Raw genomic sequence first — 12,753 nt, 5'->3', positions numbered from 1 at the left:
AGACCCGCAGAGCGACCCGCAACGAAAGGCACGAGTCTGATGCAGAACCCCTTCGACAACCCGGACGGCACGTTCCTGGTCCTGCGCAACGCGGAGGCGCAGCACTCCCTCTGGCCGGCGTTCGCCGAGGTCCCGGCAGGCTGGACGGTGGCCCACGAGAAGGCCGGGCGCCAGGAGTCCCTGGACTACATCGAGCGCAACTGGACCGACATCCGGCCGCAGAGCCTGGTCGCCGCCATGGAGTCCGAGCCGGCATGACGGACGACCGCAGCGGTGACGCCGTGGTGGTGACCGGACTCGGCGCGGTCACCCCCCTCGGAGCGACGGCCAAGGACACCTGGCTGGCGCTGCTCGCCGGGCGCGGAGCCGTTGCGGCCCTGGACGACCCCTGGGCGGCCGAGCTCCCGGTCCGGATCGCGGCGCGGGCCGCGGCCGAACCCGGGGAGCTGCTGGACCGGGTGCTCGCCCGCCGGATGGACCGGGTCGGCGCCTTCGGCCTGGCCGCCGTCCGCGAGGCCTGGGCGGACGCCGGCTACGCCGGACCGGCCGGCACCCCCGGCGCCCCGGACCCGGAGCGGGTCGCGGTGGTGCTCGGCACCGGCATCGGCGGCGTGCACACCGTCGTGAACAACCACGAGGAGCTGCGCACCCGCGGGGCGCGCCGGGTCTCGCCGCACGCCGTGGCGATGCTGATGGGCAATCACACCGCCGCGCTGGCCGCCCTCCACGTCAACGCCCGGGCACAGGCGTCGGCCCCGGCCACCGCCTGCGCGGCCGGCGCCGACGCCATCGCCACCGCCCTGGACCTGATCCGGCTCGGCCGCGCCGACGTCGTGGTGGCCGGCGGTGCGGACTCGGGCGTCCACCCGCTGGTCGCCGCGGCCTTCGCCGCCATGCGCGCACTCTCCGGCCGCAACGACGAGCCGCACCGCGCCTCCCGGCCGTTCGACCGGGACCGGGACGGCTTCGTCCTCGGCGAGGGCGCGGGCGTCCTGGTGCTGGAGCGCGAGCGCCACGCCCGGGCCCGCGGGGCACACCGGTACGGCGTCCTCGCGGGCGCCGGCCTGGCCTCCGAGGCGCACCACCCCACCGGCCCGCGCCCGGACGGCGGCGGCCTCGCCGCCGCACTGCGCCGGGCCCTGGCCGACGCCCGGCTCGACCCGGCGGAGGTCCGGCACGTCCAGGCGCACGCCACCTCCACCCCGGCCGGCGACGCGGCCGAGGCAGCGGCACTGCGCACGGTGTTCGGGCCGGGCGCCGTCCCGGTCTCGGCGATCAAGTCGATGACCGGCCACCTGCTGGGCGCCGCGGGCGGGCTCGCGGCGGTCGCGGCCGTCCTGTCCCTGTCCGACGGCGTCGTCCCGCCGACCGTCAACGCGGAGCACCCGGAGGAGGGCCTCGCCCTGGACCTGGTCCGGGACACCCCGCGCGAGCTGCCCGCCGGCCCCGCGGCCGTCCTCTGCAACGCCTCCGGCTTCGGCGGTCACAACGTGTCGCTCGCCTTCACCCGCTGAGACCCGCCCGCACCCCGCCCCGCCGTACTGCCCCGCCCCGCCCGCCGTACCACCCCTCCCCTGTCGAAAACCACACCTGTGAGGTTGAGAACGTGCGACGCACCATGCTGAAGTCGAAGATCCACCGCGCCACCGTGACCCAGGCCGAGCTCCACTACGTCGGCTCGCTGACCCTGGACCCGGTCCTGATGGAGAACGCCGACCTGCTGCCCGGCGAGCTGGTCCACGTGGTGGACGTCGACAACGGCGCCCGCCTGGAGACCTACGTCATCGAGGGCGAGCGCGGCTCGGGCGTGGTCTGCATCAACGGCGCCGCGGCCCGCCTGGTCCACCCGGGCGACACCGTGATCATCATCGCCTACGCCTCGATCGAGAACGACGAGGCCGCGGACCTGAAGCCGGCCGTCGTGTTCGTGGACAAGTCCAACGCGGTGGTGAAGGTCGGCGTCGACCCGGCGTCCTGACCGCCGCCCCGCCCCCGGGTGCCCGCCGCGCACAAGCCGGCGGGCACCCCTGTATCTCCCCCTCGTTCCCCTGTCACTCCCCCTCGCCCCCCGGATGCCGTAACCCACCGCCCCGGTTCGGCCCCGGCGGCCGTCCCGATCACCGCCCCCTCACCCGCGCCCGCCCGTCCCCACCGGTCCCCACCCGCGCCCCGACGGCACCACCGCCCCACTACCCCACTGCCCGCCGACGGCTCCCGGCCGGCCTCCGCGCCCGCCGCCGCCCCGGCCGGACGTTCACCGGCTGATCGACCGTCTGAGAGCATGGGCTGATGCGACCGCTGTACTCCGTTCCCCTCGGCATCGCCGCCGCCGGCGCCGCCTGCCTCGCCTACTCCGCCGGGTACGAGGTCCGGGCCTTCCGCCTCCGCCGGGTCGAGGTCCCCGTCCTCCCCCGCGGCGCCCGCCCCCTCCGGATCCTGCAGGTGTCCGACATCCACATGGTGAGCGGCCAGGGCAAGAAGCAGCGCTGGCTGAAGAGCCTGGCCGCCCTGCGCCCCGACCTCGTGGTCAACACCGGCGACAACCTCTCCGACCCGCTCGGCGTCCCCGCCACCCTCGACGCGCTCGGGCCGCTGATGGAGTTCCCCGGCGTCTACGTCTTCGGCTCCAACGACTACTACGGTCCGGCCCGCAAGAACCCGGCGCGCTACCTCCAGGCCATGCGCAGCGGCATCCACGGCATGAACAACCCCGACGGCACCGCCGGCCGCGGCATCAGCGGCGCCGTCCACAACCCGTGGGAGAAGCTCCGCGACGGCTTCGACGCCGCCGGCTGGCTCGACCTGACCAACACCCGCGGCCGCCTCACCGTGAACGGCCTCGACCTCGAATTCACCGGCCTCGACGACCCGCACATCCGCCGCGACCGCTACAGCGCGGTCTCCGGCGGCCCCTCCCCCGACGCCGACCTCTCCCTCGCCGTCGTCCACGCCCCCTACCTGCGCGTCCTCGACGCCTTCACCGCCGACCGCTACCCGCTGATCCTCGCCGGCCACACCCACGGCGGCCAGCTCTGCATCCCCTTCTACGGCGCGCTCGTCACCAACTGCGACATCGACACCCGCCGCGTGAAGGGCCTCTCCACCCACACCGCCGGCGGCCACCGCTCCCACCTCCACGTCTCCGCCGGCTGCGGCACCAACCGCTACACCCCCGTCCGCTTCGCCTGCCCCCCCGAAGCCACCCTGCTCACCCTCACCCCGGCCCCCCGCTGACCCCCACCGGACGCCCGCCCGAAACCGGATTTCGTGTCTCGGCGAGCGTCCGGTAGAGTTCTACTCGTCGCGAAGGAGACGGAGCGACAAACCGCAAGACCGGGGTGTGGCGCAGCTTGGTAGCGCGCTTCGTTCGGGACGAAGAGGCCGTGGGTTCAAATCCCGCCACCCCGACCCAGTAAGACCAGCTCAGGGCCGGTCTCCCGCAAGGGAGACCGGCCCTGACTGGCTTTCCGGGGACTCTCGGGAGAATCCTGGGAGAAAATCTCCGGCAGCCGGGGCCGTACCCCTTCCTCCTCCGGGATCCGCCAGCAGGGACGAGTTCACTGACCGTGGCCCGTCGTGGCACGGATCACTCGGCGGGACTTCTTCCGGTACATGCCCGTCCGGCTCCGGGCGTGGCAGTGGCGGGCGGTCTCGAAGCCGCACCGCATCGCACACTTCGTGGGCAGCCCGGCCGTCCGGCTCCCCCTTCGGACCCGGAGCTCTCCAGGCGCGGGAAGCCGTCGCGGTTGACGCCCCCTCCGGCCGACCCCCGACCACGGCCGGCGTGCCGGCGCCCCGATCGGCAGGAACCCGTAGAAGCAGTCGGCCGGACCGGTTCGGCCATGGACCGGGGCTCAGAGGACCGTGGTGAGTTCGGTGCGGGAGGTGATGTTGAGCTTCGGGTAGGCCTTGTAGAGGTGGTGGGCGACGGTGCGGGGGCTGAGGAAGAGCTGGGCGGCGATGTCGCGGTTGGTGAGGCCCTGGGCGGCGAGGCGGGCGATCTGGAGTTCCTGGGGGGTGAGGGGGGACTGGGCGGTGCCTGCGGGGGTGGGGGCCGGGGTGCCGGTGGCGGAGAGTTCGGTGCGGGCGCGGGCGGCCCAGGGGTGGGCGGCGAGGCGGTCGAAGGTTTCGAGGGCGGCGCGCAGGTGGGGGCGGGCGTCGGTGCGGCGGCGGGTGCGGCGCAGCCATTCGCCGTAGAGGAGGGCGGTGCGGGCCTGTTCGAAGGGGCGGTGGCCGGGTTCGTGGAGGTCGAGGGCGGCGCGGTAGGCGGATTCGGCGAGTTCGTCGGGGCCGAGGAGGGCTTGGCAGCGCAGTCGGAGGGCTTCGGCCCAGGGGCGGTCGGCGGCGGCGGCCCAGCGGGCGTAGCGCTCGTACGGTTCGGCGGCGCGGTCGGGGGTGCCGAGGCGGACGGCGGCCTCGACCAGGTCGGGGACGGCCCTGGTGGCGCTGACGTGGTGCCGGTGGGGGCCGGTGGTGAGGGTGTGCAGGCGGTCGGCGGCGTCGCCGGCGCGGCCCTGGCCGAGGTCCAGGAGGGCGAGCGCCCACTGGGCCCAGGGGAGGCCGGCTGCGGGGGCGGCGCTCTGCGGGCCGGTGGTGGCGAGGGCGGTGGCGGCGAGGTCGGTGCAGTGGTCGGTGCGGCCGTCGAGTGCGGCCAGGTAGGCGAGCAGCGCGGTGAGTTGGCTGACCCACTGGTGCTGGCCGGTGTCGCGGGCGAGGCCGAGGGCCTCGGTGGCGGTGAGTTCGGCGTCGCGGTGGCGGCCGTGGAAGAGCTCGGCTTCGGCGAGGAAGAACTGCAGGGTGGGCAGCACGCCGACGGTGCCCTTGGCGCGGGCTTCGGCGATCAGTTCGGCGCCGAGTTCGGCGGTTTCGTCGTCGCGGCCGAGGATGAGGGTGGCGCCGCACAGTTGGACGAGGTCGACCGGGCTCTCGGCGCCGGCTCGACGGGCGGCCTCGGCGGCCTCCCGGACGGGTGGGGGCGGTGCGACGGGTCGGCCGAGGGCGGGGAGGACGGCGGCTGGCAGGTGGCGGGCGAGCGGTGCGAGGGGGTCGCCGTCGGCCAGGGGGAGGGCGGCGAGGCGGTCGAGGACGGCGGTCACCGGTTCCGCCCCGGCGTACCAGGCGGTGTGGAAGGCCTGGAACAGCATCCGGGCGGCGTGCTGCGGGTCGATGTCGGTGCCGGCGGCGTCGAGCAGCAGCCGGTAGGCGGTGGGGTAGGAGCCGCGCCAGAAGTGCGCGGTGGCCCGGACCTGGTCGAGCAGGGCGTGGGCCAGCACGCTGTCGGTACGGCCGGCGGCCTCGTCGGCGAGCGCCTCGGCGCGGGCCAACTCGCCTTCCTCGGTGGCTGCTTCGGCGGCCAGGACGAGGCGGCGGGTGGCGCCGTCGCGGTCCGGGGTGAGCCGGGCGGCGCGCTCGTACGCGGCGGCGCCGCCGTGTCCGCCGCGGCGCTCGGCGCGGACGGCGGCGCGTTCCAGGGCGTCGGCGAGGTCGGTGTCGGGGGCGGTGGCGGCGAGGGCGAGGTGCCAGGTGCGGCGGTCGCCGTCCGGGAGCGCGTCGGCCAGTGCCCGGTGAACGGTCAACTTCTGGTGGTGCGGCGCACGTTGGAGGATGGCGGAGCGTAGCAGCGGATGCCGGAAGGCGATCCGGCGGTCGGCGGTGACCGTCACCAGGCCCGCCTCTTCGGCGGGGGTGAGGTGTTCGGCGGTGACGCCGAGCGCGACCGCGGCGGGCAGGATGACGTCGAGTTCACCGCGTTCCTCGGCGCCGGCGACCAGGAGCAGCGTCTGGGTGGCCGCGGGCAGCCCGGTGACCTGCCCGTGGAAGGCGATCAGCAGCCTGCTGGTGAGCGGCAGGCCGCCCGGTGCGTGCGCCTGCGGGCCTGCGGCGACGGGGAGTTCGGTGAGCGCGAGCGGGTTGCCGGCGGCCTCGGCGAGCAGCCGCTCGCGGGCGGCTGCGGGCAGGTCGGGGCCGGTCCGTCGGGCCAGCAGCCGGGTGGCGTCGGCCGCGGCCAGGGCGGTCACCTCCAGCTCGGGGAGGCCGAGCCGGCGCTCCGACGAGATGTCGGGGCCGGCTCCGACGGCGGCCCCGGCAGCGGCCCCGGCACCGGCTCCACCGCCGGTACGGGAGGCGAGCAGCAGGGCCACCCCCTCGGCCTGGAACCGTCGCGCGGCCAGCAGCAGCGCGTCCAGCGAGGCCCGGTCCAGCCACTGCACATCGTCCAGGACGCACAACAGTGGCTGATCGGAGGCCAGTTCGGCGAGCAGGGCGAGCGTGGCGAGCCCGACCAGCAACCGGTCGGTCGGCCGTTCGGCCTGCTGGCCGCCCGGCTGGTCGACGGCCCGCCCGGACGCTTCGGCCGCCCCGCCCGCCTCGCCCGCCCCGCCGTCGGCCAGCCCGAACGCTGCTTCCAGGGCCCGCCGTTGCGGCCCCGGCAGGGCGTCCAGCCGGTCGAGGCCGGGCGCGAGCAGCAGGCTCAGCCCGGCGTACGGCAGCTCGGCCTCGTACTCGACGCCCGCTGCCCGGATCACTCGGAACGTCTCCCCCGCCCGCGCGACGGCGTCGTCCAGCAGCGCGGTCTTGCCGATGCCGGCCTCGCCGCGGAGCAGCAGGACGCCGCTGCGGCCGGCCCGTGCCGCGTCCAACAGTCCGTCCACGACGGACTGTTCGTGTTCCCTCCCGTACAACATGCCCTCGACCCTACCCATCCGGCCCGTGCCACCCCAGCGCGGAACCACGGCGGGCGGGGACACGGCGCCCCCGGCACGGGCACCCCGGCACCCCGGTACGGACCACGGACCTACGTACCCCCATGCCTATACGTGACCGATTCGCCGCCGCGCGCCGCTCCCTACCTTGGTGAGCACCGGGAACGACCGGCCAACACCCCACCGGAACACAGGAGATGACGATGACCGAGATCACCACCGCCGCCCTCCAGCAGCTCGCCGAGCGCTACCTCGCGGTGTGGAACGAGACGGACCCGGCGGCCCGCCGCAAGCTGATCGACGAGGTGTGGGCGGAGGACGGCCGCTACACCGACCCGCTGGCCGCGGTCACCGGCCGGGACGCGATCGACGCGCTGATCGGCGCGGCCCAGGCGCAGTTCCCGGGGCTGGAGTTCACCCTCGGCCCGGTGGACGCGCACCACGACATCGCCCGCTTCACCTGGAACCTCGGTCCGGCCGGCGCGGAGCCGGTGGTGATCGGCTTCGACGTGCTGACGGCCACCCCGGACGGTCGGATCGGCGCGGTGTACGGCTTCCTCGACCGCGTGCCGGGCGCCTGAGCCACCGCTCCCCGCTTGCGCAAGGGGCGGGCCCCTTCCCCCTCGGCCCGCCCCTCGCCGGCCCGCTGCCCCAAGCCCACCGCCCTCCCGAACCGGCCTCCGGCCCGCCGCCCCACCGACCCCTTGAGGAGAGCCCGAGATGAGCACCGCCCTGGACGCCCGGCGGCCCGCCATGGCCCCGCCCGCCGCAGCCCCGACCACCGCAGCCCCGCCGGACCCGCCCACCGCAGCCCCGAACACGCCAGCCACGCCGGCCACGCCGGCCACGCCCCCCAGGGGCCTGCTGCCGGTCGTCCTGACCGCCACCTTCATGACCGCCCTCGACGTCTTCGTCGTCAACGTCGCCCTCCCCTCGCTCCAGGCCGACCTGGGCGCCGGCCCGGCCGCCGTCCAGTGGGTGATGGCCGGCTTCAGCCTGGCCCTCGCAGCCGGCCTGGTCACCGCGGGGCGGCTCGGCGACCGCTACGGCCGCCGCCGGGTGTTCGGCCTCGGCCTGGCCCTCTTCACCCTGGCCTCCGCGGGCTGCGGCTTCGCCCCCACCGCCGCCGCGCTGGTCGGTGCCCGGGTGGTGCAGGGCCTGTCGGCGGCGTTGATGGGACCGCAGGTGCTGGCGATCCTGCGGACCGCGTTCAGCGGGGCGGCGCAGGCACGGGCCTTCGCCCGGTACGGGCTGACGATGGGCGTCGGCGCGGTGTTCGGGCAGCTGATCGGCGGGCTGCTGATCCGGGCTGACCTCTTCGGCCTGGGCTGGCGCAGCTGCTTCCTGATCAACCTGCCGATCGGCCTGGTCGCCCTGGCGATGGTCCGCCGCTCCCTGCCGGAGTCCCGCGCCCCGCAGCGGCCCGGGCTGGACCCGGTCGGCGTGCTGCTGGTCTCCACCGCGATGACCGCCCTGGTGCTCCCGCTCATCCAGGGACCCCAGCTGGGCTGGCCGCTGTGGACGGTGCTCTGCCTCGGTGCCTCGCTCGTCCTGCTGGCCGCGTTCGCCGTGCACCAGCACCGCGCCACCCCGCGCGACACCGCCACCGCTGCCAACTCCGCCACCGCCGGCACCGGCAACACCACCCCGCTGGTCGACACCCGCCTCTTCCACAGCCGCGCCTTCAGCGCCGGTGTGCTCGCCCAACTCGCCTTCTGGCTCGGCCAGGGCTCCTTCTTCCTGGTGCTCGCCCTGCACCTGCAGTTCGGCCGCGGCCTGGACGCGCTCGGCGCCGGGCTGGTCTTCACCGCGATCGGCCTCGGCTACCTGATCACCTCCAACACCACCCACCGGGTCACCGCCCGTCTCGGCGGCCGCCGCACGATCACCGTCGGCGGGCTGCTGATGACCGCCGGGCTGGGCCTGCTCGCCCTCGCCGTGTTCGACGTCGCGGACGGCAGCGTCTGGTGGCTGGCCCCCGGCCTGTTCGTGGACGGCCTCGGCATGGGTCTGGTGATCGCCCCGGTCACCGCCGTCGTCCTGGAGGGCGTCGAGCCGCGGCTGGCCGGCTCCGCCGCCGGGGTGGTGTCCACCGTGCAGCAGGTCGGCGGGGCGCTCGGGATCGCGCTGATCGGCCTCGTCTACTACGGCGCCGGCGACCCGACCGCTGCCTTCGGCCGCAGCGTGCTGGTGCTGGCGGTGCTGGAGCTGGTGCTCGTGGGCCTGGTCCGACTGCTGCCCCGCCGGACCTGAAGCCCGGCACGCCCGGAAGCCCGGCGGGCCGCTCCGCAGAAACCGAACCACCCCGCAGGAACCGCCCCGCGGACAGACCCTGCAGGACCCGCCCGGCACCTGCCGCCCCGCGGACCGACCCTGCAGGACCCGCCCCGCGGACCGACCCCGCAGGACCCGCCCGGCACCCGGCACCCCGGGGGCCGGGCGGGCACGAACGGGCGCGACCCTCGTGAACACCCCCGAACCACCCGGCGGGTGGGCCTCAGGCCCACCCGCCCGTTCCATTCCCTCCCCCCGATCGGGTTGGATGGTCGGATGAGCGAGGAGAAGAGCGCCGTCCCGGCGTGGGAGCAGCGGTTCAGGGCGGCCCGGGTGTCACTGCCCGACTGGGCCGAGGACGCCCCCGACCGGGCGCTGTACGTGTCCAACGCGACCGGCACCTACGAGGTCTACGCCTGGGACCGCGCCACCGGCGCCCACCGCCGGGTCACCGACCGCCCGAACGGCACCACCGACGCCGAGCTGTCCCCCGACGGCGACTGGGTCTGGTGGTTCGACGACCACGACGGCGACGAGTTCGGCGTCTGGCGCCGCCAGCCGTTCGCGGGCGGCCCGGACGAGGAGGCCGTGCCCGGCCTCGCCCCCTCCTACTCGGCCGGCCTGGCCCTCGGCCGCAACGGCACCGTGGTCGTCGGCCGCTCCACCGACGAGGACGGCACCACCCTGCACCTGCGCCTCCCCGGTGCCTCCGAGCCGGTCGAGATCTACCGGCACGCGGAGTACGGCGGCGTCGGCGACCTCAGCCACGACGGCACCCTGCTGGCCGTCGACCACACCGAGCACGGCGACGCGATGCACTCCGCGATCCGGGTCGTGCGCATCAGCGGCACCGGCACCGTCGAGACCGTCGCCGAACTGGACGAGGTGACCGGCCGGGACGAGCCGCGCGGCGTGGCCTGCCTCGGCTTCGCCCCGGTCGAGGGCGACACCCGTCTGCTGGTCGCGCACCAGCGCACCGGCCGCTGGGAGCCGATGATCTGGGACGTGGCCACCGGTGCCGAGACCGCGCTGCCGCTGCGCGACGAGCAGGGCCGTGAACTGCCCGGCGACGTCTCCGCGCAGTGGCGCCCCGGCGCCGGCGAGCTGCTGGTCGAGCACGAGTACGAGGCGCGCAGCGAGCTGTTCTCGTACGCGCTCGCCGACGGCCGGCTCACCCGCCTCGACACCCCGCGCGGCACCGTCGGCGGCGCCACCGCCCGTCCGGACGGCACCGTCGAGTACCTGTGGTCCTCCGCCGCCGAGCCGTCGGCGGTCCGTTCCACCGCGGGGACGGTCGTGCTGCGGGCGCCCGGCGCGGTGCCGCCCGGGTCGGTCCCGGTCGAGGACGTCTGGGTGGACGGGCCCGGCGGCCGGGTGCACGCCCTCGTGCAGCGGCCGGCCGGGAGCAGCCCCGAGGACGGCCCCCTCCCGACCGTGTTCGAGGTCCACGGCGGCCCGACCCACCACGACAGCGACTCCTTCGCCGCCGGCCCGGCCGCCTGGCTGGACCACGGCTTCGCGGTGGTCCGGGTCAACTACCGCGGCTCGACCGGCTACGGCCAGGCCTGGACCGACGCCCTGCACGAGCGGGTCGGCCTGATCGAGCTGGAGGACATCGCGGCGGTCCGGGAGTGGGCGGTCGACAGCGGCCTCGCCGATCCGCGCCGGCTGGTGCTCACCGGCGGCAGCTGGGGCGGCTACCTGACCCTGCTCGGCCTCGGTGTCCAGCCCGACGTCTGGGCGCTCGGCGTCGCCGCCGTGCCGGTCGCGGACTACCACACCGCGTACGCCGACGAGATGGAGGCGCTCAAGTCGCTGGACCGCACGCTCTTCGGCGGCACGCCGGAGGAGGTCCCGGACCGCTTCACCGCCTCCTCGCCGCTGACCTACGTCGAGCAGGTGCGGGTGCCGGTGTACATCAGCGCCGGGGTCAACGACCCGCGCTGCCCGATCCGGCAGATCGACAACTACGTCGAGCGGCTGGAGCAGCTCGGCAAGCCGCACGAGGTGTACCGGTACGACGCCGGACACGGGTCGCTGGTCGTGGAGGAGCGGATCAAGCAGCTGCGGCTGGAGATCGACTTCGTCCGACGGCACCTGGCCCCGGCCGGGCGCGACGGGGACGGGGAGTCGGCGTGAGACGTGTGCTGATGCTCGCGGGGGCGGTGCTGGCCGGGGCCCTGGTGCTCACCGGCTGCTCCGGTTCGCGCAGCGACAGTGCGGCCTGCCCGCCCCCGGCCGTGCCGGGCGCACCCACCACCGCGCCCGCGGTCCCGGCGGCACCACCGGCCGCACCACCCGCCACGCCGCTCGCCACGGCGACCCGGGCGAGCGCGGTCGGAGCGGGCACCTCGACCTCCGTGGTACCGGCGGCGTACACGGCGTACCCGGCGTACGAGCCGTACGGGCTGTACGACGCCGGGGCCGCCCGCACCTCGCACGAGCCGGCCGACGGGGAGGGCCCGGTCCAGCTGGCCAAGGGCTCGAAGGGCAAGAGCGGTTCCAAGGGCTCATCGGGCTCATCGGGGTCGTCCGGCTCGTCCGGCTCGTCAGGGTCGTCCGGCTCCAAGGGCTCGAAGACCGGGCGCACCGTGCACCACCACATCGACCACTACGACTCGGACGACAACACCGGCAGCAACCACAGCCGCTGCTTCGGCAACCCGACGCCCGTGCCGACCGCCTCGACCGCCTCGACCCAACCGCTGATACCGACGCCGGCCCCGACGGCACCGGCGCTGCCGACCCTGCCGCCGGTCAAGCCGACGGTGGCGCCGCCGCTGCCGACCAAGCGCTGAGGCCGGGGGGCCGGCCGGGAGGTCATCCCCCGGCCGGCCCGCAGCCGTCAGCCGTCAGCCGCTACTCCAGGACCGGGTCCAGCCCCAGGGCCCGGTCCTGTTCCGCCTCCGCCTCACGGCGCATCAGGCGGTACCACATGAAGACGACGAAGCCGCCGAAGACGAACCACTCCAGCGTGTAGCCCAGGTTCTGGAACGCGCGCAGGGTGAGACCGTCCCCGCCCTGCGGCTGCACGGTCGGTACGGGGGTCAGCCCGGCGGGCGCCTCGTCGGCGGCCACCCAGCCGTCGTACCAGCCGTCGTACTCCAGCACGTTCAGCAGCGAGGCCCGGTTGATCATGCCGAGCTGCCCGGCCGGCAGGCCGCCGGCCACCGCACCGTTGCTGCCCACGGCCTCGTTGGCCTGCAGCCGCCCGGACACCGTCACCGATCCGTCCGGCGGCGGCCCGACGGCGCTCGCCCCGGCGGTCGCCCCGGCGGCCCCCGTGCCCGGCGCCCCGGGCGCCCACCCGCGCACCACGGCCACGGCGTGCCCGTCGGCGGTGCGCAGCGGGGTGAGCACGTAGTAGCCCTGCTTGCCGTCCACCACCCGATTGGGGACGAGGAGCTGGTGCTCGGTGTCGTAGCTGCCGGTGACGGTGACGGACTTGCCGACGGTCTCCGTGGTCACCTGCGGCGTCACCTGGTTGAGCAGGGCGTCGATCGGCCTGGCGTCACCCGATGCGGCGAGCGCCTGCTTGGTCTCGTTGTGCGTGGACACCCGGTCCTCGAACCGACCGAGCTGCCAGGAGCCCAGCCACACGCACACCGCCACGGCCGCCACGGCCAGAGCAGTGCCGCCCAGCCAGCGCGGAGTCAGGAGGAACCGGTACACACCCCCCACGGTAACCACTCCTCACACCCGTCCGGCCCCCGGGCCCGGCCCTGGCCCCGTCGGCCCACCCCGTCGGCCCGCCCCTTCGCCCTGCCCCGGACACGCC

General features: G+C 75.6%; 10 protein-coding genes and 1 tRNA gene. 9 read left to right on the top strand and 2 right to left on the bottom strand.

Going from position 1 to position 12,753, the window contains the following annotated elements:
- Positions 1–39: 39 nt before the first annotated feature.
- The 5 genes from ABT048_RS04285 to ABT048_RS04265 all read left to right on the top strand — a co-directional run bounded on the left by ABT048_RS04285 (position 40) and on the right by ABT048_RS04265 (position 3,408).
- Positions 40–258, top strand: a complete 219-nt coding sequence (locus tag ABT048_RS04285; RefSeq protein ID WP_350519774.1) for an MbtH family protein — start codon at positions 40–42, stop codon at positions 256–258.
- Positions 255–1,514 carry a beta-ketoacyl-[acyl-carrier-protein] synthase family protein gene (locus ABT048_RS04280; RefSeq protein WP_350519773.1) on the top strand — a complete coding sequence of 420 codons (1,260 nt, stop codon included), beginning with the start codon at positions 255–257 and terminating at the stop codon, positions 1,512–1,514. Before ABT048_RS04285 ends, ABT048_RS04280 begins: the two co-directional genes overlap by 4 nt.
- A gap of 92 nt (positions 1,515–1,606) precedes the next feature.
- Complete coding sequence (gene panD / locus ABT048_RS04275; protein WP_350519772.1) at positions 1,607–1,978, top strand: aspartate 1-decarboxylase; 372 nt, start codon at positions 1,607–1,609, stop codon at positions 1,976–1,978.
- Positions 1,979–2,289: 311 nt separating this feature from the next.
- Positions 2,290–3,234, top strand: coding sequence for a metallophosphoesterase (locus tag ABT048_RS04270; RefSeq protein ID WP_350519771.1), 945 nt, complete (start codon positions 2,290–2,292; stop codon positions 3,232–3,234).
- 100 nt (positions 3,235–3,334) lie between these two features.
- Positions 3,335–3,408 (top strand) — tRNA-Pro (locus ABT048_RS04265).
- Positions 3,409–3,854: 446 nt separating this feature from the next.
- On the opposite strand, the gene ABT048_RS04260 is transcribed toward ABT048_RS04265, so the two are convergent.
- On the bottom strand, positions 3,855–6,683 hold the full coding sequence (locus ABT048_RS04260; RefSeq protein WP_350519770.1) for an AAA family ATPase: 2,829 nt from the start codon (positions 6,681–6,683) through the stop codon (positions 3,855–3,857).
- A gap of 221 nt (positions 6,684–6,904) precedes the next feature.
- On the opposite strand from ABT048_RS04260, the gene ABT048_RS04255 reads away from it, so the two are divergent.
- From ABT048_RS04255 to ABT048_RS04240, 4 genes are all read left to right on the top strand, one after another.
- Positions 6,905–7,282, top strand: coding sequence for a nuclear transport factor 2 family protein (locus tag ABT048_RS04255; RefSeq protein WP_350519769.1), 378 nt, complete (start codon positions 6,905–6,907; stop codon positions 7,280–7,282).
- Between the two features lie 139 nt (positions 7,283–7,421).
- On the top strand, positions 7,422–8,954 hold the full coding sequence (locus ABT048_RS04250; protein WP_350519768.1) for an MFS transporter: 1,533 nt from the start codon (positions 7,422–7,424) through the stop codon (positions 8,952–8,954).
- Between the two features lie 297 nt (positions 8,955–9,251).
- Positions 9,252–11,114, top strand: a complete 1,863-nt coding sequence (locus ABT048_RS04245; protein ID WP_350519767.1) for a S9 family peptidase — start codon at positions 9,252–9,254, stop codon at positions 11,112–11,114.
- Positions 11,111–11,773 (top strand): hypothetical protein, encoded by a 663-nt coding sequence (locus ABT048_RS04240; protein ID WP_350519766.1) that lies wholly within the window; start codon positions 11,111–11,113, stop codon positions 11,771–11,773. The genes ABT048_RS04245 and ABT048_RS04240 overlap by 4 nt, the downstream gene beginning before the upstream one ends.
- Before the next feature lie 61 nt (positions 11,774–11,834).
- On the opposite strand, the gene ABT048_RS04235 is transcribed toward ABT048_RS04240, so the two are convergent.
- Positions 11,835–12,647 (bottom strand): SURF1 family protein, encoded by an 813-nt coding sequence (locus tag ABT048_RS04235; protein WP_350519765.1) that lies wholly within the window; start codon positions 12,645–12,647, stop codon positions 11,835–11,837.
- Between the last annotated feature and the right edge of the window lie 106 nt (positions 12,648–12,753).

It is taken from the genome of Kitasatospora sp. NPDC096140 (assembly GCF_040303045.1).
Lineage (GTDB): Bacteria > Actinomycetota > Actinomycetes > Streptomycetales > Streptomycetaceae > Kitasatospora.
Note: the sequence above shows the minus strand (reverse complement) of the source record. Positions and strands in the feature narration are given on the sequence as shown.